Origin of the sequence: Sutterella sp. KLE1602, assembly GCF_001578585.1 — a bacterium.
Taxonomy (GTDB): domain Bacteria; phylum Pseudomonadota; class Gammaproteobacteria; order Burkholderiales; family Burkholderiaceae_F; genus Sutterella; species Sutterella wadsworthensis_A.
The window spans coordinates 1,338-23,118 of the sequence record NZ_KQ968537.1 but is presented as its reverse complement, the minus strand read 5'-3'; the positions used below and the strand labels follow the sequence as shown (position 1 = coordinate 23,118).

General features: G+C 59.5%; 21 protein-coding genes. 11 read left to right on the top strand and 10 right to left on the bottom strand.

Translation table 11 applies throughout. The annotated features are described in order from the left end of the window. The first annotated feature begins 35 nt into the window (after window positions 1–35). Both HMPREF3036_RS11875 and HMPREF3036_RS06445 read left to right on the top strand, forming a co-directional pair. Window positions 36–176: a hypothetical protein gene (locus HMPREF3036_RS11875; RefSeq protein WP_156469763.1), complete on the top strand. Its 141-nt coding sequence runs from the start codon at window positions 36–38 to the stop codon at window positions 174–176. 102 nt (window positions 177–278) lie between these two features. Further along, window positions 279–881, top strand: a complete 603-nt coding sequence (locus HMPREF3036_RS06445) for a TorD/DmsD family molecular chaperone (protein ID WP_062332677.1) — start codon at window positions 279–281, stop codon at window positions 879–881. 10 nt (window positions 882–891) lie between these two features. On the opposite strand, the gene HMPREF3036_RS06440 is transcribed toward HMPREF3036_RS06445, so the two are convergent. Together HMPREF3036_RS06440 and HMPREF3036_RS06435 are read right to left on the bottom strand one after the other, a co-directional pair. Then, window positions 892–1,500 (bottom strand): response regulator transcription factor, encoded by a 609-nt coding sequence (locus tag HMPREF3036_RS06440; RefSeq protein ID WP_062332675.1) that lies wholly within the window; start codon window positions 1,498–1,500, stop codon window positions 892–894. Continuing rightward, entirely contained in the window at window positions 1,493–3,262 is a 1,770-nt protein-coding gene (locus HMPREF3036_RS06435; protein WP_062332673.1) for a sensor histidine kinase, read from the bottom strand. The genes HMPREF3036_RS06440 and HMPREF3036_RS06435 overlap by 8 nt, the downstream gene beginning before the upstream one ends. 141 nt (window positions 3,263–3,403) lie before the next feature. On the opposite strand from HMPREF3036_RS06435, the gene HMPREF3036_RS06430 reads away from it, so the two are divergent. The 3 genes from HMPREF3036_RS06430 to HMPREF3036_RS06420 all read left to right on the top strand — a co-directional run bounded on the left by HMPREF3036_RS06430 (window position 3,404) and on the right by HMPREF3036_RS06420 (window position 8,551). Next, complete coding sequence (locus HMPREF3036_RS06430; RefSeq protein ID WP_062332669.1) at window positions 3,404–5,620, top strand: molybdopterin-containing oxidoreductase family protein; 2,217 nt, start codon at window positions 3,404–3,406, stop codon at window positions 5,618–5,620. 10 nt (window positions 5,621–5,630) lie between these two features. Continuing rightward, the gene (locus HMPREF3036_RS06425) at window positions 5,631–6,263 is read left to right on the top strand and encodes a 4Fe-4S dicluster domain-containing protein (protein ID WP_062332666.1); all 633 of its coding nucleotides are present in this window, start codon (window positions 5,631–5,633) and stop codon (window positions 6,261–6,263) included. A gap of 461 nt (window positions 6,264–6,724) precedes the next feature. Next, the gene (locus tag HMPREF3036_RS06420; protein ID WP_062332663.1) at window positions 6,725–8,551 is read left to right on the top strand and encodes a C69 family dipeptidase; all 1,827 of its coding nucleotides are present in this window, start codon (window positions 6,725–6,727) and stop codon (window positions 8,549–8,551) included. Between the two features lie 189 nt (window positions 8,552–8,740). On the opposite strand, the gene HMPREF3036_RS06415 is transcribed toward HMPREF3036_RS06420, so the two are convergent. Both HMPREF3036_RS06415 and HMPREF3036_RS06410 read right to left on the bottom strand, forming a co-directional pair. Then, on the bottom strand, window positions 8,741–9,235 hold the full coding sequence (locus HMPREF3036_RS06415) for a CPCC family cysteine-rich protein (RefSeq protein WP_082897382.1): 495 nt from the start codon (window positions 9,233–9,235) through the stop codon (window positions 8,741–8,743). Window positions 9,236–9,298: 63 nt separating this feature from the next. Then, window positions 9,299–9,829, bottom strand: coding sequence for a LysR substrate-binding domain-containing protein (locus tag HMPREF3036_RS06410; protein ID WP_062332657.1), 531 nt, complete (start codon window positions 9,827–9,829; stop codon window positions 9,299–9,301). Between the two features lie 31 nt (window positions 9,830–9,860). Here HMPREF3036_RS06410 and HMPREF3036_RS06405 point away from each other — a divergent pair, with 31 nt between their 5' ends. Next, window positions 9,861–10,058, top strand: a complete 198-nt coding sequence (locus tag HMPREF3036_RS06405) for a hypothetical protein (protein WP_062332654.1) — start codon at window positions 9,861–9,863, stop codon at window positions 10,056–10,058. Here HMPREF3036_RS06405 and HMPREF3036_RS12460 read toward each other — a convergent pair. Then, on the bottom strand, window positions 10,042–10,164 hold the full coding sequence (locus HMPREF3036_RS12460; protein WP_255358804.1) for a hypothetical protein: 123 nt from the start codon (window positions 10,162–10,164) through the stop codon (window positions 10,042–10,044). The genes HMPREF3036_RS06405 and HMPREF3036_RS12460 overlap by 17 nt on opposite strands. A gap of 462 nt (window positions 10,165–10,626) precedes the next feature. On the opposite strand from HMPREF3036_RS12460, the gene HMPREF3036_RS12115 reads away from it, so the two are divergent. The 3 genes from HMPREF3036_RS12115 to HMPREF3036_RS06385 are packed head-to-tail and all read left to right on the top strand — an operon-like array spanning window position 10,627 to window position 13,236. Beyond that, on the top strand, window positions 10,627–10,797 hold the full coding sequence (locus tag HMPREF3036_RS12115; protein WP_197457950.1) for a hypothetical protein: 171 nt from the start codon (window positions 10,627–10,629) through the stop codon (window positions 10,795–10,797). A gap of 41 nt (window positions 10,798–10,838) precedes the next feature. Further along, entirely contained in the window at window positions 10,839–12,644 is a 1,806-nt protein-coding gene (locus HMPREF3036_RS06390; protein WP_197457949.1) for a sensor histidine kinase, read from the top strand. Next, entirely contained in the window at window positions 12,610–13,236 is a 627-nt protein-coding gene (locus HMPREF3036_RS06385; RefSeq protein WP_062332642.1) for a response regulator transcription factor, read from the top strand. The genes HMPREF3036_RS06390 and HMPREF3036_RS06385 overlap by 35 nt, the downstream gene beginning before the upstream one ends. A gap of 56 nt (window positions 13,237–13,292) precedes the next feature. On the opposite strand, the gene HMPREF3036_RS06380 is transcribed toward HMPREF3036_RS06385, so the two are convergent. Next, window positions 13,293–14,783, bottom strand: coding sequence for an FAD-dependent oxidoreductase (locus tag HMPREF3036_RS06380; RefSeq protein ID WP_231853587.1), 1,491 nt, complete (start codon window positions 14,781–14,783; stop codon window positions 13,293–13,295). Between the two features lie 498 nt (window positions 14,784–15,281). Here HMPREF3036_RS06380 and HMPREF3036_RS06375 point away from each other — a divergent pair, with 498 nt between their 5' ends. Continuing rightward, entirely contained in the window at window positions 15,282–15,539 is a 258-nt protein-coding gene (locus HMPREF3036_RS06375; RefSeq protein ID WP_062332639.1) for a hypothetical protein, read from the top strand. 4 nt (window positions 15,540–15,543) lie between these two features. Beyond that, on the top strand, window positions 15,544–15,717 hold the full coding sequence (locus tag HMPREF3036_RS11870) for a hypothetical protein (RefSeq protein WP_156469762.1): 174 nt from the start codon (window positions 15,544–15,546) through the stop codon (window positions 15,715–15,717). Window positions 15,718–15,863: 146 nt separating this feature from the next. Here the strand turns inward: HMPREF3036_RS11870 and HMPREF3036_RS06370 are convergent, their stop codons facing one another. From HMPREF3036_RS06370 to HMPREF3036_RS06355, 4 genes are read right to left on the bottom strand one after another with little or no spacing between them, the layout of a single operon-like run. Next, complete coding sequence (locus HMPREF3036_RS06370; RefSeq protein WP_062332638.1) at window positions 15,864–17,291, bottom strand: FAD-dependent oxidoreductase; 1,428 nt, start codon at window positions 17,289–17,291, stop codon at window positions 15,864–15,866. Beyond that, window positions 17,284–17,946, bottom strand: coding sequence for a response regulator transcription factor (locus HMPREF3036_RS06365; RefSeq protein WP_062332636.1), 663 nt, complete (start codon window positions 17,944–17,946; stop codon window positions 17,284–17,286). Before HMPREF3036_RS06365 ends, HMPREF3036_RS06370 begins: the two co-directional genes overlap by 8 nt. Beyond that, window positions 17,943–19,847, bottom strand: a complete 1,905-nt coding sequence (locus tag HMPREF3036_RS06360) for a sensor histidine kinase (protein WP_062332634.1) — start codon at window positions 19,845–19,847, stop codon at window positions 17,943–17,945. The genes HMPREF3036_RS06365 and HMPREF3036_RS06360 overlap by 4 nt, the downstream gene beginning before the upstream one ends. A gap of 36 nt (window positions 19,848–19,883) precedes the next feature. Then, window positions 19,884–21,371 carry an FAD-dependent oxidoreductase gene (locus HMPREF3036_RS06355; protein WP_062332630.1) on the bottom strand — a complete coding sequence of 496 codons (1,488 nt, stop codon included), beginning with the start codon at window positions 21,369–21,371 and terminating at the stop codon, window positions 19,884–19,886. Between the last annotated feature and the right edge of the window lie 410 nt (window positions 21,372–21,781).

Sequence of the window (21,781 nt, the reverse complement as noted above, 5' to 3'; positions counted from 1 at the left end):
ATCTAGTTGTATAGATTATTTTCTAACTATTCCTCATGATGTCGCTCTTCATGGCGGCGGGCGTCGGCGGCTTCATGTCCTCGACGGTCTTTCTCAGCACGCTCGCCCTGATCGTGCTCGTCGTGACGATCGGCGCTTCGATCAGGAGAGGACCTCAGGAGAGACCTCAGAGGTGACGTGCGCGGAAAGCAGGTGGGGGTGTCGCTGATGCGCCGAACTGTACCTACGTATCCCGGAGCCTACAATTCAAGAGGAATGCTTGACACTTGAGGAGCCCCATGTCCGACGAATTCAATCTTGTGAACGATCTCGCCGAATCCCGTGCGCAGGTCTACGGCGCATATGCCGACTTTTTCTCCGGCAACGGCTCTTCGGGCTTTGCCGGCAACTGGTCCGAGTTGGTCCGCTATCAGACGGGTGTCGAGGCCCTGCTTGAAATGACGTCCGGGCCCGCGCCCGAGCCGCTGCCCGAGCCCATCGTCATGGACAGGCTGTATGCGAGGCTTTTTCAGGGCGTTGGCGAAAGAACCGTGCCGCTTTGCGCCTCGGCCTACACGGGCGAGCACCGCATGATGTGCGGCGCCGACTGCCGTCGCCTGCTTGACGCCTACAGGGCCTTCGGCTTTCTTCCTTCCGAGGCGGACGCGCCCTTTGCGGACTCGTTGGGCGTGGAGCTTGCGTTCATGTCGCTTCTCGCGCAGATGAAGGCGCCCGCAGGGAAGCAGCGGGAGTTTCTGACCGCATGCTTGATTCCGCTTGCCTCGACCGTCGCGCATGAACTGCAGGGGCTGGAGACGGGGGCCGTCGGAGACGTTCTGGCGATGCTTCTTCGCACGATGAAGTCGGACGGAATGCTGCTCGAGCGGGCGGACGCCTGCTGATTTCGGACGTTCAGTCGTCCATGTCCCTGATGAATGCCTGGAGTTCCTCCAGGCATTTGACGTTCAGGCGGCGGTAGGCCGCGGAGCGATGGGCCTCCACGGTGCGCTCGCTGATGCCCAAGCGGTCGGCGATCTGCTGGTTCGCGAGACCTGCGGCGGCGAGCTTCACGATCTGTCGCTCGCGGTTGGTGAGTCCCTCGAAAAGGCCGCAGACTTCGTCGTGGTGGTGCCGCATGCCTGCGCGGACCTTCTCGAGGCTGGTCTCGACTGCGGCGATGAGGACGTCGGGCGCAACGGGCTTCTGAAGAAGGTCGCAGGCGCCCTGCTTGAAGGCGGTGATCGCCATGTCGACATCGGCATGGGCCGTCATGAAGATGACGGGCCAGCGCCAGCCCTTGTCGAGCAGCTTGCGCTGGGTCTCGATGCCGTTGAGTTCGGGCATCTGATAGTCGAGGATGAGGCAGCCCGGAACGGACGGATCGTCCTGCTCAAGGAACTTCTCGGCCGACGCATGAACGACGGCCCTGAGCCCCTTGCTCAGCAGAAGAAAGCAGATCGCGTCTGCAAAAGGTTCGTCATCGTCGACGATTCGGATGAGCATCTGCGTTTTTTCAATCATGTTCGCCTGCGTGAGGAAGGATCAGTCGTGCCTCAAGGCCGCCGCAAGCGGCGGGAGACAGCCTGAGATGGCCGCCATGGCCGGTTGCGATGGAGTTTACAAGAATCAGGCCGAGTCCCATGCCCGAGGACTTGGTCGTGTGCAGGGGCGCCGTCATGCGGGCGACTTCATCCTGCGTGAGCTGCGGGCCGTTGTCGGAGACGACGACCGCAAGCCTCTCCTCCGTGCGCTCGATGCGGATCGTGATCCTCGGATCTGCGGTGCCTGCAGAGGCGAGGGCGTCGACGGCATTCTGCATGAGGTTGTGCAGCGCGATGCTGATTTCAAGGGGCGAGACGCGCACGGTGAACTTTTCGGACGATGCGGGCGGCTCCAGAATGATTTTGCCCTCAAAGCGCGTGTTGCGCTTGAAGGGCCCGACCGCCTCGTCGACCACGTCTCGCAGATCGGTCGTGATGCGGTCGACGGCATCGGTCCTTGCATAGAGCCTCACGCGCTCGACAATGTCCGACACTCTTTCGGCCTGCGCGTTGATCTTCGCGAGGACGCCCTCGGACATTTCGGGCGTGAGCGAGCCCGAGGCGCAGAAGTTGCGCAGTCCCTGAACGTAGGCGAGGATGGCGCCGACGGGCTGGCGGATTTCGTGCGCGAACATCGTGCTCAGCTGTCCGAGAAGCCCGACGCGCAGAAGTCGCCTGTAGCGTTCGTCCGCCTCCTGAGCCTCGCGGCGCAGGCGCCGCTCGTTTTCCAGCGTCCGCTTGAGCTCGCGGGTCCTGATCCCGACCATGCGGCGCAGAAGGGCCGCAAAGCCGAAGCAGAGGAGGGCTGCGGCGAGGGGCACGGCGGCGAAGAGCCAGTACTTCTCGACGAAGTCGCTGAAGCTTCTTTCGTTCATGACGTCGTAGACGCCCGTGCGGAAGGCCTTGAAGACTCGGTCGGTGCTCTGGAAGTCGGTGGTGATGCTCCAGCGCACGCCGTCGGGTGATGCGGGCATGCCGAGAAGCGTGAGCACGACTTCGCGCGTCGTTTCGGGATCCGCGCCGCGCACGGCCGAAAGCGTCCAGTTGGGATGCTGGTCCGTCGAGCGCATGCAGGGGGCGGCCGCCTTGAGGGCCACGGGCTCGAGATTGCGGCGGGCTTCGGATACCGCAGGGAAGAAGTCCTCGAGAATGCAGCTCGCGACGATGCCGACGTCGGCGCGTCCGTCGAGCACGGCCTGAACGACGTCCTCGGCGGACTGCATCAGAAAGCGCTGCGACTTGAAGAAAGTGGACGCGTCGTAGCCGGCGCGCTCGATTTCGCCCATGCCGACGAGGTAGCTGTACGGGCCGTTCGGATGGTTGGCGACCAGGGTGCGGCCGCGCATGTCCTCAAGGTTTTTGATTCCGCTGCCCCTGCGTGTGAAGAAGAGCGAGCCGTAGGACTTGTTCGGGTCGGGAAAGCGGCTGTCGGTGATGGTGAGGAGGTCGCGCGAGCCTTCGGACAGATTGCGGCGCGAGACGCCCGACGTGGAAATGAAGTAGTCGACCTCGCCGCGCTCGAGCATGTGACCGAGCTCCGTGAGCGTGACGCGCTCGCGGATCGTGACGTTCGAGGGGCCGAACCTCGCCTCGAGCGCCCTGACGGACTGGTCGAGCGGCTTGAGCGAGGTGGTGCCGTGCCCGCCCGACGTGACGGCGATGCGCACGGGAGTCCCGGCCAGAGTCGGGGCGCACTGCAGGGCGAGAGCGGCCAGCAGGACGGTGCAGGTGAGGCGGCTCATGTTTGCGATGGGAGGTGCTGTACTTAGGTATCGGAAGTTATAACATGAAAATTGAGGAAGTCATCTTCGCAGTCCCGGACCAGGACGGTCGGAGGTGTACAGGAGACCTTTGAATTTCATTGACCGAAAAGGAGTAAAGCCATGAATGACCCCCATGGACTCGCTCTCAACCGACGCGATCTGCTCAAGTCGATCGGCACGCTTTCCGTTGCGGGCTCGACCGCCAGCATGTTCGTTCCGATTGCCGGAGCCGCCGAAGCCACTAGGGAGTGGACCGGCTATTCGATCTGCGACCACTGCAACCACGTGCCGTCGTGCGGCATCAAGTTCCATGCACGCGGGAACGTGATCGAATCGATTGAAAACTGGAAGGAGAACCCCCGCCACATCCTCTGCTCGAAGGGGCTGGCGACGCTCCAGCGACTCTACAACCCGAATCGTCTGCTCCATCCGATGAAGCGCACGAATCCCAAGGGCAGCGAGGATCCCGGATTCGTCCGCTGCTCCTGGGAGGAAGCCTACAGGATGATTGCGGAAAATCTTCTGCGCATCAGGAAGCAGTACGGTGCTGACAGCGTGATGTTCTATGCGGGCGACCCGAAGGAGCCGCGTCCGCCCATCATCCGTCTTGCCCGTCATTTCGGCTCCGTGCACTGGGCCAACGAATCGTCGGCCGCCTGCCGCGCCGGCTGCATGCAGGCCGAGCAGCTCACTTGGGGCCGTCCGTCGACGGGCGCCATGCCGACCGAAAAGACGCGTTCCTTCATGATCATGGCGACGAACGTCTGGGCCCAGCCGCTGGGCTGGTGGGAGTCCCTCGTCAAGGCCAAGGCCCGCGGCTGCAAGATCATAACGGTCGACACCCGCCGCACGAAGGCCGCCGAGCTGGCCGACATCCATCTGGCGCCCCGCGTGGGCACCGACAGCGCGCTTGCCATGGGCATGATCCGCGTTCTCATCAAGGAAGGCCTCTACAACCGCGAATTCGTCGAGAAGTGGTGCCACGGCTTTGAAGAGCTTGCCGCCTACTGCGAGACCTTCACCCCGGAAAAGACCGAGGAGATCACCGGCGTGCCCGCCGCCGACATCGTGGCCGCGGCCCGCATGTACGCCGAAGGCCCCGGCTCCTTCTCGCTCACGACGCAGAGCCTCACGCACAACCTCAACGGCGTCAACAACGCCCGAGCCCTGCTGCTCATCCCGTCGATCCTCGGCTACATGGACGCCCCGGGCGGCGCGATGTTCCCGACGAACCCGAAGGGGCAGCAGACCTACGGCTTCGGCATCCACACGAGCTTCTACGACGGCAAGTGGTGGAACGCCAAGGAGCAGAAGGACCGCCGCCTCGACAAGGACTTCGTCCCCGTCTGGCACCACATGATGGTTCCGTTCAGCCCGAACCTGCTGCCCGAATGGGTGAAGGAGGGCAAGATCCGCGCCTTCTGCGGCTGGGGCTTCAACGTCATGATCTGGCCGCAGCCCGAGGAATACGCAAAGGCGATCTCGAAGCTTGAGTTCGCGTTCGCGACCGACTACTTCTACCGCAAGGAAAGCCACAGGGACCTCGACCTCATCCTGCCCGCCGCCATGAACTTCGAGCGCTATGCGCCGTTCGGCATGTACGGCGCGAAGTATGCGCCGAGGACGCCTGTCAAGCCGCTCGGCGAAGCGAAGGAGGACTGGCGCATTGCGCTTGAAATCGGCTGCCTCGTCGACAAGCCCGAGAACTTCTTCGACGGCGACCCGGTCAAGGCCTGCAACGCGGTGCTCAAGGTCTGGGAAGGCAACTACGAAAAGGCCGTCGCCGCCCTGCCTGCCGTCTCGACGCTCAAGTGCGAGAAGAACGAACCCTACAAGTACGTCTCCGGCAAGCTCCGTCCGGACGGCAAGCCCGGCTTCAACACGCCGACGGGCAAGCTCGAGCTCTTCTCCACGATCACGTCGAAGTACGGTCTCGAGGGTCTTCCCGTCTACAAGGAGATGATGAAGCCCGAGGGCGACTTCAACCTGCGACTCATCAACGGCACGCGCAAGCCCTACATCACGCATTCGAAGACCCGCTCCGATGCGCCGTACCTGCTTGAGCTCGAGCCCGTCAGCACGATTCACATGAATCCTGCCGACGCGAAGAAGCGCGGCCTCGTCACGGGCGACTTCGTCGAAATGCGCAGCAAGTTCGGCGGTCCCGTCCGCGCAAGGATCGACGTCTCGATCATCGTGCCCGAAGGCACGATCGACTCGCAGTACGGCTGGCGCGGCGACCAGAACACCCAGAATCTCATCCCGCGCCAGTGGGATCCGATTTCGGGCTACGCGCCGTATTTCGAAGTCAACGTGAGCGTTGCCAAGGTCAAGTAAGGAGGCTGCAATGAGTCGCTACGGCATCATTTTCAACGTAGACCGCTGCATCGGCTGCGAAGCCTGCTTTGTGGCCTGCAAGGAAGAAAACAAGGTCGCTCCCGGCATTCAGTGGAACAAGATCCGCCGCATCGAGAATGTCGGAAAGCGCGTCATCAACTACTATCGCGTCTCGTGCCAGCACTGCGAGGATCCCGCATGCATGAAGGTCTGCCCCGCAAAGGCGATCTCCAAGGGGCCGCACGGTGAAGTGCTCGTCGACCACAAGAAGTGCATCGGCTGCAGGATGTGCCTGGCCGCCTGCCCGTACGGTGCGCCGCTCTTCAACGAGGACGGCAGGACCGGATACTTCGGCGACAAGGAGCCGCTCCTCAAGCCCGAGCCCAAGGCCCATCAGGTGCGCGTCCCCGGCAAGGCCGAGCACTGCACGCTCTGCACCCATCGTCTCGCCGAAGGGCGTCTGCCCGCCTGCGTCGAAAACTGCTCGACCAAGGCCCTGACGCTCGTCGACTACGAGTCGAAGGATCCCGAAGTCCAGGCGCTCATCAAGCGCTCCATCTGCCTCTCCGAAGAGGCGGGAACGCAGCCCAAGGTCCGCTACATCTGCTCGAACATGGACTTCAAGTCCGTCAAGCTGAAGTAGGGTTCCTGACGGACGTCCTGTTCTGATGACCATGAAAGCCGTGCGGTCTCGCGACCTGCACGGCTTTCTGTTTATGTGGGACTGAAGCAGGACGGAGGACTCAGGAGCTTCAGGATTGACTCACCTCTAGGGCGTCTCCTTGGCGGCATTGCGGCCCGCGATGCGGCCGTAGACGATGTAGTCCGTCACGGCGCAGAACCTGCCCGAGGGCACGACGGCGAAGGAGCTGCCGACGAAGCCGGTGATCCTGAAATCGGGTTGCTCGAAGAGCTCGAGCTGTTCTCAGGAATCGCTTCGTGCGGTCATGCCGCATATGTTGCCCATAATTGACTTTCTTGCCGTTGTCAATCCCTCGGAAACACCGTGGTGCCTGCGTTTGCGGGTCTATAGACTTCGTGGCGACCAATTTCGGCGGGCCAGCGACCACGGGTCCGCCGTTCTCATGACAAAGGAGTTCGAAAATGTTCAAGAAGTCTCTGATCGCCGTTGCCTCGCTGCTTGCCGCCGTCGGCACGGCTCAGGCCTGCAGCACGCTCGTGATCGGCAAGGCCGTTTCCGAAACGGGCAACATCATCGTCGCCCACAACGAAGACAACGGCGGTCGTCTCTTCAACATGCAGCACTACGTTCCGCCCGCCAAGCACAAGAAGGGTGAAATGCTGAAGTTCGAGAAGTTCGCGGCCGAAATCCCGCAGGTCGAGGAGACGCTGGGCTTCTACTGGACGCAGACCTTCGTTCCTGACGGCGCGAGCTTCGCCGACGGCTTCTTCAACGACGCCGGCGTCGTGGTCGCCACGAACTGGTGCGGCGAGATCTTCGACGCCGACCGCATGGAAGTCAAGGACGGCGGCATCGGCTACGGCATCCGCCGCCTCGTCGCCGAACGCGCCCATTCCGCCCGTGAAGGCGTTGAAATCGCCACGAAGCTCCTCGCCGAATTCGGCTACTTCCACGACGGCCGCACCTACACGATCGCCGATGCGAACGAAGCCTGGCAGCTCGCCATCCATCAGGGCAACAGCTGGGTCGCCCGCAAGATTCACGACAACGAAGTCGTCTACATCCCGAACAACTTCCTCATGGACAAGGTTGACCTGAACGACAAGGAAACCTGGAAGATCGAGCCCAAGCAGGTCGAGCGCGCCATCAAGGACGGCCGCCATGACGCCAAGAACCCGATCTTCAACTGGCGCAAGGTCGTGGCTCAGGAATCCGTTCGCCACGAACGCTGGAACGCCAACCGCAACGTGCTCGCCTGGAAGTTCCTTACGGGCGTCGAGTACAACGATCCTGAAAAGTTCCCGTACAGCGCCGTCATCGACCGCAAGCTCGGCGTCAAGGACGCCATGGCCCTCCTGCGCCTGCACGAGGACTACATCGGTCAGGACCAGGAACTCTATCACTCCAAGTCCGAAGGCATCTGCCGCACGACGTCCCATGACTCGATCGTCTACAACCTGACGGCCGATCCGACGCTCACCGAAGCCTGGAAGACGCTCGGCCGTCCGTGCCAGTCCGTCTTCGTGCCGCTCTATCCGCTCGCCGGTCCCGCCAAGGGTACCGCCTTCACGGATCCGGCCACGGCCACGAAGGAACACTTCGCGGGCACTCCCGCCATGTTCGACTACCGCGCCGACTTCACGCCGCACAGCGTCTTCAGCGCCTCCAACAACGCCATCGACTACCTGCGCGGCGACGAACTCGCCAAGCGCACGCAGCTCATCCAGGCTGAGGAAGAAAAGTTCATGAAGGACCGCGCCGCCGTGACGAAGAAGGCCGCCGCCCTCAAGGGTGAGGAACGCACGAAGTTCCTGCACGACTACAACCAGAAGTCCTATGACCATGTCCTCAAGATCATGCAGGCCGAAAACGCCCGCCTGATGCCCAACAAGGTCAAGATCCTCGCTGACGTCGTCAAGGCCGACGGCGACGGCACGGTCGACTTCGCGCTGCTCGGCGCCAAGGGCCACGAAGTGCTGAGCGCCAACATGGAGGCGACCCGCGCCGGCATGAGCGCCAACCAGCTCAACTCCACCCGCCAGTGGAAGAACTTCGCTCCGGCTGAAAAGATGGTCTACAAGGACGTCAACAACGACGGCATCACCGACGTCGTCTTCACGTTCAAGGCCAAGGACGTCACGAAGGGCGCCGTTGCCGGCGCCGCCATGGACCTTTGGCTCTACACCCAGATCAACGGCCATCGCGTGACGGGCTTCGACGTGGTGCCTGTCGAAAACGACAAGGTCAAGATGCACAAGGGCGCCCGCGACGGCAAGGGCCTCCTTTAATCACGACGACGGGTCCACGCAGCGGGACCTGTTCCTGACCTGAAAAGAGGGCGCGCGGTTCATCGAATCGCGCGCCCTTGAGCATTGTTGCGGCATCGGATTCCGCAAACGGCAAATTTGCGCGTTCAGCCGACTCGCCGCATTCCTTCAGCATTTAGTCTGCAGATTCTAAGCTCACCCCTGTCCGATTCAAGAATTCCTAAAGCCGTTTTTCTCGAAACGATACTTTGGATTTGCAAGGCAGAACTTTTGATAGCGTTCCCTGAATTCATTTAGACAAAGGTCGTTTGCGTTGTCTGCCCATTTGTCCGGTTCGTTTTCCATTAGGGCGTCATCACACCAACCACAAAACGGACAGACGTCAAAGCTGTTTTCATCTTCGAATTGATAATGATGGCAGACCGGGCACATATGAGCGGCAGCCTGGTAATTCTCATCCTGGAAGTCGAAGTCGGGATTTTCCTTGATTTTTTGCTTGTACCATGCCTGATATTCGTTCAAGGAAAGTTCATTAAGCCCATTTTTTAGATCGTGATCTTCGTGCTGGCGTTGATCATATTTCCAGCCGCAGATCGAGCACTGCATTTCGTCTCTGAAAAGCAAATCTGTTTCTTGTAGTTCGGTGAATTCGAACTTGCCGCATACGGGACACATCATTGGGTGATAGGAACTTTTGTCAATCATTTCTTTTGGCTGTTTTTTCAGGGTTACTCAGAGCATCGGGAGCTTCGTGCTCCGGGGGCGCCGTCAGCGCAGGAAGAGCTTCGGGTAGTCGGTGCGAAGGTGCTTGTCGATCTTCTGGTTGTGTTCCGAGAGCCAGTCGATGAGCGTGCGGATCCTGCGCTTTCGGTAGGTTTCCTCGGTGGTGTAGAGGAAGGCGTCGACGCTCGGGCGCTGCCAGCCCGGCATGACGATCTGCCATTCGCCGCTTTCGAGATGCTGGTATGCGTGGTAGAGCGACATGTCGGGGACGATGCCCGCCCCGCAGGACAGGGCGCGGGCGGCGGCGATCGGGTTGCTCAGCACCATCGTCGACTTCCACGGGAGCGGCATCGTGACGCCGTTTTTGGAAAGCATCTTGACGGAGGTGCGCACGACGGAGTTGATGAGGATGCCACGGTGGCGGAAGCAGTCGGCGGGCGTCGCGGGCGAGCCGAATTCCTTCACGTAGGCTCTGGAGGCGCGGGCGATGTAGGGAATCGTGCTGCAGTAGCGCTTGACGAGGTTCGGATCATCGTGCGACGGCGCGTAGCCCATGACGATGTCGCAGCGTTGCACACCGGTGGCGTAGAGCGGATATTCGAGCGTCGTGGTCTTTGCCTTCGCGGCCTGTGTCGAAAAGACCGACGGCGCCGGTGTAGCCGCCCGAGGCGTCGATGAACGACTTCGGCACGCCGTGGGCGAGCGCGCGTTCGACGGCGGCCTGCACCTCGGCTTCGTTTCAGCCCATGACGGCTTCGGGCGCGACGGCGTCGATGCCGAACTTCACGTCAAAGCCGAGGCCTGACGATTTTGTATGTGGTTTCGAATTCGCACCAGCCCGGCTCCGGACGCTTGTGAATGGCGCGTCGAAGCGATACGGCGAGGTCGAGATACTGCTTTCCGAGGGACATGGAAGTTTCCTTTTGATTGTGGCGGGGGACTGGGCGCGGTGGACCGGACCATGCGCAGGGGCCGGATCCATTCCATGCGGGCGTCCGTTCCAGGGACTTGGTCCTCTTCGGCGGACGGCATGCGGCGCGGTCACAATTATCGAAAACCTCATGGCGGCAGAAAAGACAAATTGAGCAATGGGAATTTGCCAAAACGGCAAATTGATGACGCCTTGTGACTTCGGGAGAGGGGAAATCGTTTTTCGATCGAGAAAGCGGGTTTCAAAAACGACAAACTGCGGGTGCTTGAAATGCAAGTTCTGCGGGTAATTCCCAGATGAGGGTGAGCGGAAATGGGGAACGGGCGTTTAGGGCTCTGACGGTTCGCGACGGCTTTGCTTTAAAATGTTCATAAGCCTCTCCTGCACATGAAAAGGGGCTGTCGACGGGATCCGAAGCCCAACGCCGGTGAAGAGGAAACGGATGATTCTGAGCGCCTGTTCATTCGTCTGCTCACGCGCCTGCATCGCGCAGGTGGAAGCGAAAACCCTGCCGCGATTTTCAAAACTCCGGATCAACGCAGATGTTTTGGCACAAAAAAAGACCGCGCTCCGGGCTGTGCTGCGGGTCCCGTTTTTCAATCATTCGCAATGAGGACGAACGTGTCCTCATTTTTCTTCCCTGCCTTTCCCTCGATGAATCGTTTCCTGACGACGACGCTGTCGGCGTGTCTGCTGCTTGAGTGTTCGGCTGCCTTTGCCGAGGGGGCGCCCCTTCGCATGGGCATTTCGGGATTCGCACTTCCCGAGCATCGCACGGAGATCGTGAGGGCGACCGAGAAGGTCATTCGTCCGATGTTCGGTGAGGACGGCCTGACTGTGCGCGACTATACGGTGAGCGAGCTCGAGGAGGCCGTCAGGCGGGGCGAGGTGGACATCATTCTCAGCAGCGCTGGACTCGCGCGCCGCGTGTCGCCGTACGGCGTGAGACCTCTTGTGACCGTGACGGCGCCGGGACTCGAGAACCCGAATTCCAATGAGGGGTCGTTGCTTGTGGTTCGCGCCGACAGTTCAGTTCGGACGCTCGACGATCTGAAGGGCGCGTCGGTGAGCGCCAACCTGCCCTGGGGCTTTTCGGGATGGCAGATTGCGCTTGGAGAAGTGGCCGCCGCAGGGCATGATCCGGACCGATTTTTCGGCGAAAAGGTGTTTGTCGGACGTTCTGCAGGCATGACGGAGATCGCTCAAAACGTCCGTTCGGGCCGGACCGTCGCCGGCGTCCTGCGTTTGTGCGCCTACGAGTCGATGGCCGAGACTGATCCGACGCTGATCGACGGCCTGCGGATCGTCAGCGAGCGAAGGGAGCCGGGCATTGCCTGCAGGGTGTCCACGCAGCTCTATCCCGCGCAGACGCTCTCGGTCACGCCTCGCGTCGACGCTCAAACCGCTCGCGAGCTGATGCTGAGGCTCCTTCAGATGGCTCCGACGGCCGACGGCAGATACTGGTCCGTCGCCAGCGACTTCCATCATGTGGACGAACTGCTGAAGACTTTGAAGATCGGGCCCTACCGGTATCTTCGGGAGTGGAGCCTCAGGCGCTTTCTGGAAGTCGCCTGGCCCTGGCTGATGCTGGCGTGTTTTCTGGTCGCGGGCCTGTATTGGCACAGCCGGAGAACCGAAAGGCTTCTGGCTTTGCGCGGGGAGCTTTTGGGACGCATGTTCGCCCGTGAGGCCGAGCAGGCCGAAAGGCTCACCTTTTTGCAGCGCAGCAACACCGTCAATCAGATTTCGAGCATGGTGGCTCATGATCTGCGGCAGCCTCTGGCGGCTCTGGGGTTTTATGCCGACGGTCTGCGCATGATGGTGGACCTCGGGCGTTGCGACGAGGACAAGCTTCAGAGGTTTTCTCGAGGCATCACGAAGGAGGTGGCGAGAGCTAGCGGCATTCTGGACAGCGTCCGCGCCTACGCCCGGAACAGCCGCCATCCCCGCAGGGCACTGGTCGTCGACAATCTGATTGAAGAGGCGATCGGGATCTTTCAAGCGGGTCGTCCAAACAAGATTCACGTGGCCGTGAAGATCGCGCAGCCCGGCCTGAGCGTGAAGGGCAACGAACTCGAGCTGACGCTGGTGTTCGTCAATCTCCTTAAGAATGCACGCGAGGCCGTTGAGAAGGAGGCGGTGCGCAAGGTCTGCATTGAGGTTCGCCGCATTCCGGACGACGGCGCAACGGTGGAGGTCAGAGTGCTCGACAATGGTCCGCGTCTGTCTGACGCAAGACTGAGCGGTCTGGGCCAGCCGATTTCGAGCAGCAAGCCGGACGGGCTTGGGTTGGGGTTGTCCATTGTTCGTACGATTGTGGAGGCCCACGGCGGGCGACTGATGTTCTCTCAGGCGGTGCAGGCGGAGTATTCCGGACTCTGCGCCGTGGTGCGCCTGCCTGCGCTCGATCGCAACGGCGGGCCTGATGATCATGAAGAGGCTGATGATGAAGGCAAATGAGAAGGTTGTCATTCGGATCGTGGATGATGATCCTGCAATTCACGATTCTCTCGGGTTGATTTTCGACATGGCCGGGATGATCGTCCGGCACTACTACAGCGGCGAAGAGTTTCTGGCCGCCGATTTTCTCAATGACGCCGGATGCGCCGTGGTGGATCTTCGGATGGGCGGCATGTCGGGACTTGAGCTGCAGCAAAAGCTCAAGAGCGCTGGCTGCGGGCTCCCGCTCATCTTCCTTTCCGGTCACGGCGACATCGAGACCGCCGTCAGCGCGATGGAGGAGGGAGCCGTGACGTTTCTCACCAAGACCGTCACCGCCGACAAAGTCATGGAGGCCGTCGGGCGCGCACTGGAAGGTCGGCGCAGGGAGGCGGACGGCGTCTACGCGCTTCAGGAGCGTCTCGAGACGCTCTCAAGCCGGGAGAGGCAGATTCTGGACCTTTTGTGCGCAGGCCTATCCTGCAGAGCCGTCGCGGACAGGCTCGTCATATCCCTGAGGACTGCGGAATGTCATCGCACGTCGGTGATGAGAAAGCTCCACTGCGCCGGTCTGAAGGAGTTCGAGGCGCTTCTGCCGAAGCTCTCGAAATGAAAATGCCGCACTCCCGAGGGGGAGTGCGGCTTTGTCAGTTATGTACGGTCTGGAGATCAGCGCTTGGTGCGGCCGGCGGCTTCCTCACCAGCAACACGTCCCCAGATGACGGCGGCGGTCAGCTGGGAGCCGACGATGTAGTCGTCGTAGAAGAGCCCGCCGATGGCGTTGCCGGCGGCATAGAGTCCGGGAACGGGACGGTTTTCGGTATTGAGCACCTCGGCCTTCTTGGAAATCTTCGGACCGCCGAAGGTTGCCGTCATGCCGCCTTGGAACGGGAATGCTAGGAACGGGCCCTTGTCCAGCACCGGCGCATTCTTGAGGGTGTTGGGCGGCGTCAGCGAACCGGACTTGCCAGACTTGACGGCGGCGTTGTAGTCGGCGACGGTCTTCTCAAGCGCTTCGATCGGGACGTTCATCGCCTTGGCGAGCTCGGCGATGGTCTGACCCTCATAAATGGGCGCCTTGGCCTTCTTGTAGCGTGCGATGCGGGAGGCGACGGTCGAAACGTCGACAACCTTCTGGTCGATGATGATGTACGCCCAGTTGTCCGGCGTGATCTGAGGAAGTTTCTTGGCGATGTAGACGTAGGTGTTGACTTCGTCGATGATGCGCTGCGCTTCCTTGTTGACGATGATGCCGTAGTTGACCATCAGCGAGGGATTGGCCTTCGTTGGGCCGTGAATCGGACCGCTGTGGTACTGATCCATGTTGACGTACTGCGGGAAGAACGGACGGGTCAGCTCGATGTTTTCACCGGTCAGCGTGGCCGCGCCGCGCAGCGGCATCCAGGCAACGCCGCCGCCCATGTACTTGCAGATCATTTCCTTGTTGTTGTGGAATCCGCCGGTCGCGATGATGACGCCGCCCTTGGCGTGGAAGTCGATGACTTCACCCTTGGTCGTGACTGCGCGAACGCCGGTGCAGGCAAGAGCCGGCGTCTTCAGAAGCTCGATGGCCTTCGTGTTGAAGAAGAGCGTGATGTTCTTGGAAGCCTTGACGGCGTCAAGGAGCTGCGTGGTGAGCTGGGCGCCGCCGGGCTTCTTCGGACCGTCGACGACGTGGCCGCGCACGGTGGCGGGCCAGGGTTCTTCGTGCATCTTCTTCCACTGGATGCCGACGCGGTCGGTCAGCCACTGAATGCATTCGCCGGACTTCTCGACGTACATGCGGGTGAGTTCGGGATCGCCGCGGCCCATGGAGACGTCCATCATGTCCTTGTAGAACTCGTCGAGCGTGTCGCTCAGGCCGTCGCGCTTCTGCACGAAGGTGTTCGTGGCGTTGAAGTGGCCGCCGGCATAGATCGTGTTGCCGAACGGACCGAACATTTTGTCGAGGAGCGCGACCTTGGCGCCCTTGTCAGCGGCTTCAAGCGCGGCGGAAAGGCCCGCACAGCCCGCGCCGAGCACGACGACGTCGAAATGCATTTCGGAGGCTCCGGCGGGTTTGGCGGAGGCGGTGTTGGCGATGGTGGCGGCGCCGGCGGCTGCGGCGGACATCAGGCCGGTTTTCAGAAGAGTGCGGCGGTCCATGTCACGAATGGTCATGTTGTTTCTCCTTTGATTCTGAAGGAAGAGTTTCTTCAGTTGGAGTCATTGTGAATTTCGCGGACGCTAACGCTTTTGATTCCCGTCAACGCAGGTGAAGGACGGGGCCGCCCCAAGCCGGACGTCGTTGATCGGCCTCGTCCGACGGTGATTTCAGTGCTTGATCGGGAACGGAATGGGGGCTCTTTCTGCGGGGCCGAAGCTTCTTTGTTGACTCTTCTGTTCTCGCCGACAGTCGTTTCTTTGGGTTGGGAGACTCTTTTTCCGGGGATCGCCGCCGTTCGCCCAGGGGCGGCCGGGGAAGCAGGACGTAAGCTGTCTTTCGCTCAGTTGGCGGGGGACTCGCCGTCGGGGCATGGCTCGGGAGAAACACATCTCGGGAGAAAGGCAAAGATCGGTCCGAAGATTGCCCCTGATTGCATGTCCTGCAGGCGTTTACGCCATGGAGCGTCAGACGGGACTAGGATGGAGGCAGGGTAGAAACGTCGGGAAACAGTCATGTCCGTTCGGACATTTCAGGATTCGCGTTCGATTCACACGGCGGCCGTACCGGCTGGCGACAGGGAAGATTCTTCAACGTCGGAAGACGAAGCCGAAAGTCTCGTGGCCTTTGCGACGCTTGACGAGCATGAGCTTGAGTTTCTCCGCTTTATTTCGAGCGATCCGGCCTATCGCGGGCCGCACGTTCCGGGTTCGGAGGAGATCGCACAATTCAGACGTCGGCACGACGAGAAGGTGGAATTCTGGCACGCCTGACGACGTGATCCAGTTCTACGTCGACGCCTTCAAGAAGACGATGGAAGATCCCGCCAGCATCGAACAGCACAAGAAGGCCGGCCTCTCCATGAGCTTCATGGACAACAAGGAACTCGGCGAACTCATCAAGAAGCAGGAGGTCTTCTGCCGTGATGAAATCGCCAAGCTGTACAAGTAAGGCCTGAGCGCAGAGGAGTCAGCCAAGCTGCCGAGGGCTGGGGTTACTTCCCTAACGGTCATGAAGCATCCTCCTGCGGGCGGCCGTCGGAGGATGCTTATCTTTGCAGGGACACCTCGTTTTGTTCTTGCCAAGAACGCCAACGTTCAGTCTCTCGCAGCCTCCGCAGCACTTAGCCCCGCAATGCGTCCGAAGACTAAGGCGTCATTGACGCCGTTGGCGCCCATTCTGTTGACGCCATGAATTCCTCCGGTAACTTCACCGGCAGCCCAGAGGCCTGGAATGAGAGTACCGTCTTCTCGAAGCACTTGAGCTTTCGGACTGATGCGTACTCCGCCCATGGTGTAGTGTACGGTCATTGCAGCGTAGCAGCCCCAGAAGGGAGGTGTTTTGATTTCATGACGAAGCTCTCTTGGGTTCTTGCCGAGAGGATCGATTTTAGAGCGGACGCTCCGGTTGTACGCTTCGACGGTTTCCTGAAGTGTTTTCGGAGGCAGCCTCATGGCGTTTGCGAGCTCTTCAACAGTATCTCCTCGCCAAGCATCTCCTGTTTCGACGCCGAGAACGGTTTCCTTCTGAACGAGGATGTCGTAGCTGCGAAGACCTTCGTCATCGACAATTGAGAATGCGGTTTTGTCAGGCAGAGCAAGCACCTTGTCTCTGAGTACGTCTCGTCGTTCATCCTCGCGGACGAATCTTCTGCCTTCATGGTCGACGAATATGAAGCGTGAGACGTCGTTGTGCAGGCGCACGCGTCGTTGTCCTCCAGGAGGACGGCCGGGCAAGCATTGAACTTCCTCGAGATCCACGAGCAGAGCGCCGAGTTTTCGGGCGGCAACGAGTATTTCACCAGTTGAGCCCGGCGTATTGTCGTTGGTCAATCCGGCCAATCGCGGAGCGAAGCGTGAAATCAGGGCTTGATTGGCGCCAAAGCCGCCTGTGGCGAGTATGACGCCGATGCGAGGTGTCAGAAGAATTTCTTCCCTACGGCTCTGAACGAGAACCTGTATTCGACCGTCTTTGGCTGTAGACAGGTCCGTCGCTCGCATACCTGTTCTGATGACGGCGCCGTTCTTCATGGCGATATTGAGCATGGTACGGATGTAACCTTCTCCGTTGGGAAGAACGGGCAGATGACAGCGAGGCCAGTGTGCGCCGTAGATCTCGATGATGCGATCCTTGAACCTCATGCCATTCGCCTCAAGGTAGGCCAGCATGTCACTGGCTCCTGCGACGAGAAGTCGAACGAGTTTAGGGTCGGATTTGCCTCCACCGTTTTCAAGAATCTGCTGTTCGAAGAGCTCAGGACTGTCCTTGATGCCTTGACGTTTCTGTCTGGCGGGATCTATGGCTGCGTAGAAACCGCCGGAGTGGAGAGTATTGCCGCCGACAGTACCTTGCTTTTCAAGTACGAGAACGCGAAGGCCCGATTCTGAGGCTGCAGCGGCTGCGCTGAGACCAGCGGCGCCTGAGCCGATAACGACAACATCCCAGTTCTCGTGCTCGACATGCGCCCGAAGCCCAGTCCAAGGAAGGAGGCCGAGGGTCAGAAGAAGAGAGCGTCTGTCAGTCATGATCGGTGGCCTCGACGGCAATTCGGAACGTGGTTTCGATGGGTTCGTCGATTTGTCGGAGAAAGTCTGCCAACTCGACTGCGGATCGCAGACCTAGCTTGTGAGTCAGGTTGCTTCGATGGGTCTTGACAGTTTGTTCGGAAATGGACAAATCAATGGCGATCTGCTTGCTGAGCGCACCTCTCGCGACCATGCGGCAGATTATCTTTTCCTTGTCAGTGAGTGAGTCATGGAGACGGAGCAGTTCCTGTTGTTTCTTCATTCGGAGGCACAGCCGGACATGCCAGTCGACCAGACGCCTCACGGCGCTTTGGAGATCGTCTGGGTTCATGGGTTTGCGGACGAAGTCTGCAGCTCCGCGCTTGAGTGCCATGACTGCGCTCTCGATGTCGCCGTGACCTGTAAGGAAGAGGATAGGAACGGTACGCTTCTGCCGTCGAAGAACCTCCTGCAGTTCAAGGCCGCTCATGCCGGGCATTCGGATGTCGAGTACGAGACATCCAGGGCGATCGGGATCGTCCTTTTCAAGAAAATCTGCTGCGCTTTCAAATTCCTGCACCATCCAACCGTCGAGACGGAGAATGAAGGCTTCGGATTCACGAACGCGAACATCGTCATCAACAACGCGGACGATCGGATTGAGAGTGTCGGTCATGACTTTTTCCCTTGAGTGTTCTTTGCAGGGCCGCCTTCGGCAAGTGCTGCAGGTATCACTACGATTGCTGTGAGCCCTGTTTTGGCTCGTTCATAGAAGAGTCCTCCGCTGTGAAGCTCGACGATGCCTCGGCAGAGAGTAAGTCCAAGTCCCAAGCCGTCGGATTTCATGCTGATGACGGGACTGCAGAGCTGTTCGAAGGTTCTGTCATCAATAACAGGACCAAAGTCACGCACGCAGAGTCTGACGTTGGGCCCGTCGGTCTGAGCATGGATGGCAATGTGCTTCGTCTCACAATCTTTCATGGCGGACGCACCGTTTTTGAGGAGGTTGTAGACGACAAGCTCCATCTCGAGACGGTTGACCCAGACGTGAAGGGAGTCGGGAATGTCAACGTCGATGGTCACGTTTTCTGCTGTCGTCGAATGGCTGAAAGTGCGTACGGCTGCGTCGACGATCTCGCGGACGGAAATCTCATCCCGTTCAGAGGTACGGCCTTTGGCATAGAATCGGACTCGTTCAACGATGTCGGATACGCGCTGAGATTCTTCAACGATGACATTTGAAGTGTGGACGACTATAGGATCGTCACCGAACTTTCTTGACAGATAAATGCGAAGTCCCGTTGAGAAGTTGATGAGGGATGTGATCGGTTGTAACACCTCATGAGCTAGCATGCTCGACATCTGCGAGACGATGCCGGCGCGTTCGATCTGGGCCATGCGATGGCGGCTTTCTCTGGCTTCATGCTCAAGCGTGATCTGCTTTTCCAATGAGTCCCGAAGCTGGCGTGTCCGTAAGTCCACGAGACGGTTGACGCGGACGATGTGAACGAGCATGAGGAAGATGAGAAACATGCCGGCGAGAACCCAAATCATGTACCTTTCCCAGAAAATCTGCCAATTGAAAGTTCTCAGATAGGAGTACGGTCCGAGCTTGAGGGTCTTGTAAAGTTCGTCAACTCCTTTGAAGTCGGCTGCAATTGTCCAGGCGTAACCGTCGTGAGATACGGGTTGGCTCATGAGCTCAAGCGTCAACAGCTTGAGCAGCGATGACGAGACGTGAGGAAGCGAGGCGATTACGACATCTGGGTAAAGCGGTGCCGATCGGGCGCAGGACAGAAACTCTGCAGGCTGCAGATTAATGACCCGAAAGGCATTCTTTCTGTAGGCATGCTGCATCATGAGCGATTCGAGCTTGCAGGCGGGAAGAATCCCGGCGTCAGCTTCTCCGTAGAGCACCAGTTCAGCAACCCCGGGCTCTCGGTAATGAGTGAACGTCTTCTCGCCCCAGAAGGTGTCGGGATCGTGGCCTTCACGGCTGATCAGCGCTTGCGTGATGAGCCATCCGTCAAAACTCGAGTCGTCGACGGCGGCAACTTTTCGTCCCTTGAGGTCGGAAAGCGTCTCAATGTCTGAGCGGTCCTGCCTTACGATGATGGCGGCACTGACGGCTTTTGATGGGTCTGTCGTTCGGGGACTTTGACGTACTGCAAGCTCGCGGGCACCCCATCGCTTCTCGCCGTAGGCGAAAAGTCCGCTGTCGGACATCAGGATGTCTATCTCTCTGCTTTGGGTGACCTTGTCGAAATCCGACGTCGGGAGGAGTTTGGACTTGATGGCGCATCCAGGCAGCGCCTTTCTCAAACGGGCCATTGTAGGTCCCATTGTCTCGACGAAGAAAATCGGATCGAGTGTTTCCTGAACTCCAACCGTAAATCGGCACGCCTGTGCTGTGTCAGGCTTGTCTTCATGATGAGCGGCGTGAGAAGGGAAAACGATGGCCAGCAAAAGCATCAGAAGGACAGGGAGGCTCGATGGCAGGTGCATGGGAAAAGCAGGGATAAAAGGAAAAACAAGGTCGCCGAAGATAACTTTATCTCCGGCGACCTCGGGGATCAATGTCTGAGGCGCTCAGACTGATGTCTTGTCAACCTGTCACTTTCCTTTTGCCACGGCAATGCCGGTCAGGCGGCCGAAAGTAAAGATGTCGCAAATGGCGTTGCCGCCAAGGCGGTTCGTACCATGAATGCCACCAGTCACTTCACCAACGGCGTGAAGATGCGGAATGACCTGACCGCGACGGTCGATGACCTGAGTGTCGGAGTTGATGATCACGCCACCCATCGTATGATGGACGCTCATCCCTGCATAAGCGGCATAGAAGGGCGCTTTTTCAAGTTTGCGAAGCATGTTGGGAGCCTTGCCTAGCGCATCCTTTTGAGCATCGACGCCTGCGTTGAAGTCGTCGATCGTCTTGCGGAGCACCTTGGCGTCGACGCCCATCTTCTTGGCGAGTTCTTCAAAGGTGTCGGCCTTCCATGCGTCTCCGGTTTCAAAGCCCTTGAGAATGCCAGCCTGATGACCAGGGTTCGTCTCGTCAAAGCCGTTCTGGTCGATGATCGAGAATGCGGTTTGTTTGGGCAACGAGAGAACGGCGTCCCGGATGACGTCTCGGCGGGCGTCTTCGGCAACGAAACGCTTGCCGTCGAGACCGACCATGATGAAGTTCTTCACGATCAAGTGCATGATGACGCGATGTTTGCGTCCCGGAGGGCAACCGGGGTTGCACTGGATGAAGTCGAGACCGGTCATGTCAGCGCCAATGTCTGCGAGAAGCGGGAGCAGGTCACCCGTTGCCCCTGCATGGTTTGTCGTCGTCAGGTTCAGCATGCGCGGGTCATGCAGGGCGCGCATCTTTGGATTGGCTGCGAAGCCGCCTGCGGCAACAACTACGGACATTGTGGCTCGAACCGAATGTTCGGCCTTCTGACGATCTTCATAAACGATGCCAAGGACTTCGCCTTCGAGCGGCTGTTCGCGAACAATGCGGATCACGCGGGCGTTGCGGCGAATCTCAATGCCAAGCTTGTCGCACTGGGCCTTGAGTACCTTGATGTAGTCGGAACCGAGGGAGCCGAACGGAGCATGGCAACGCGGATAGAGGCCGCCGTAGATCTGGTAGATCTCAGGCTTGAACTTCATGCCCATGCTTTCAAGCCACTGGACGGCAGCGTAGGAGTTCTTGGTCATCGTCTTGACGAGTTCCGGGAAGGCGCGGCCGTCGCCGCCTTCATAGGTGTTCTTGAAATGATTTTCGGGGGAGTCCTTGATCTTCTGGGCTTCCTGACGCGAAGGGTCATAGCTGTTAAAGCCGCCTCCGGAAATGGCGGTGTTGCCGCCGATGTAGCCCATTTTTTCGAGAACGAGCACGCGCTTGACGCCCTGCTGCCTGGCCATTACGGCCGAAGCAAGACCTGCACCACCGGAACCCACCACCACCAGATCATAGGTTTCGTCCCATTTGGCGGGAATCTTGCAGACGCCAAGAGGCGATTCCTTGGCATTAACGACAGACGAGCCGAGAAGAACTGCGGCACCCGATGCGGCGCCACTGAGCAGTTGACGACGAGAGAGATCAGTCATGATTTCCTCCTGAAGTGAGTTCAGCGAAGTTCAACCTTCGTTATGAGAACATTCTCGAAGACTTGGCTTACCAGTTCATCACCTCATGTTCGTATTGATTTTCTTATCATGTTGAGTAACAATAAAAAGTTATCTTGTTAAATTCATGAAGCGGAAACGCTGTGGGGCAGGGAGGTGGCAAGTTTTTGGGACAAGGTTTCGAGCTGTACTGCTGTAGTCAAACGCCTGTTGCAATAGGATATGCCCGCATCGATGAACTGTGCCCTCGGGACTAGATTTCGGCTGTCTTTTGTACAGAACCGATTTGGGAGGAACCCTCATGTCCCGACATTTTTTCAAGCTTGCAACCACAGCTCTCGTCGTCGGTCTTGTCAGCGCCTGCGCTCAGGCGGGCGTTGATCCCGCAACGC

What these genes read in the sequence shown, in the direction of transcription:
- HMPREF3036_RS06385 (WP_062332642.1), top strand. Translation starts at nt 12,610, where the DNA reads ATGATCATGAAGAGGCTGATGATGAAGGCAAATGAGAAGGTTGTCATT.
- HMPREF3036_RS06355 (WP_062332630.1), bottom strand. Translation starts at nt 21,371, where the DNA reads ATGACTGATCTCTCTCGTCGTCAACTGCTCAGTGGCGCCGCATCGGGT.
- HMPREF3036_RS06390 (WP_197457949.1), top strand. Translation starts at nt 10,839, where the DNA reads ATGAATCGTTTCCTGACGACGACGCTGTCGGCGTGTCTGCTGCTTGAG.
- HMPREF3036_RS12115 (WP_197457950.1), top strand. Translation starts at nt 10,627, where the DNA reads ATGATTCTGAGCGCCTGTTCATTCGTCTGCTCACGCGCCTGCATCGCG.
- HMPREF3036_RS06425 (WP_062332666.1), top strand. Translation starts at nt 5,631, where the DNA reads ATGAGTCGCTACGGCATCATTTTCAACGTAGACCGCTGCATCGGCTGC.
- HMPREF3036_RS06380 (WP_231853587.1), bottom strand. Translation starts at nt 14,783, where the DNA reads ATGACCATTCGTGACATGGACCGCCGCACTCTTCTGAAAACCGGCCTG.
- HMPREF3036_RS12460 (WP_255358804.1), bottom strand. Translation starts at nt 10,164, where the DNA reads ATGTCCCTCGGAAAGCAGTATCTCGACCTCGCCGTATCGCTTCGACGC.
- HMPREF3036_RS11875 (WP_156469763.1), top strand. Translation starts at nt 36, where the DNA reads ATGATGTCGCTCTTCATGGCGGCGGGCGTCGGCGGCTTCATGTCCTCG.
- HMPREF3036_RS06445 (WP_062332677.1), top strand. Translation starts at nt 279, where the DNA reads ATGTCCGACGAATTCAATCTTGTGAACGATCTCGCCGAATCCCGTGCG.
- HMPREF3036_RS06435 (WP_062332673.1), bottom strand. Translation starts at nt 3,262, where the DNA reads ATGAGCCGCCTCACCTGCACCGTCCTGCTGGCCGCTCTCGCCCTGCAG.
- HMPREF3036_RS06420 (WP_062332663.1), top strand. Translation starts at nt 6,725, where the DNA reads ATGTTCAAGAAGTCTCTGATCGCCGTTGCCTCGCTGCTTGCCGCCGTC.
- HMPREF3036_RS06375 (WP_062332639.1), top strand. Translation starts at nt 15,282, where the DNA reads ATGTCCGTTCGGACATTTCAGGATTCGCGTTCGATTCACACGGCGGCC.
- HMPREF3036_RS06365 (WP_062332636.1), bottom strand. Translation starts at nt 17,946, where the DNA reads ATGACCGACACTCTCAATCCGATCGTCCGCGTTGTTGATGACGATGTT.
- HMPREF3036_RS06415 (WP_082897382.1), bottom strand. Translation starts at nt 9,235, where the DNA reads ATGATTGACAAAAGTTCCTATCACCCAATGATGTGTCCCGTATGCGGC.
- HMPREF3036_RS06370 (WP_062332638.1), bottom strand. Translation starts at nt 17,291, where the DNA reads ATGACTGACAGACGCTCTCTTCTTCTGACCCTCGGCCTCCTTCCTTGG.
- HMPREF3036_RS06430 (WP_062332669.1), top strand. Translation starts at nt 3,404, where the DNA reads ATGAATGACCCCCATGGACTCGCTCTCAACCGACGCGATCTGCTCAAG.
- HMPREF3036_RS06440 (WP_062332675.1), bottom strand. Translation starts at nt 1,500, where the DNA reads ATGATTGAAAAAACGCAGATGCTCATCCGAATCGTCGACGATGACGAA.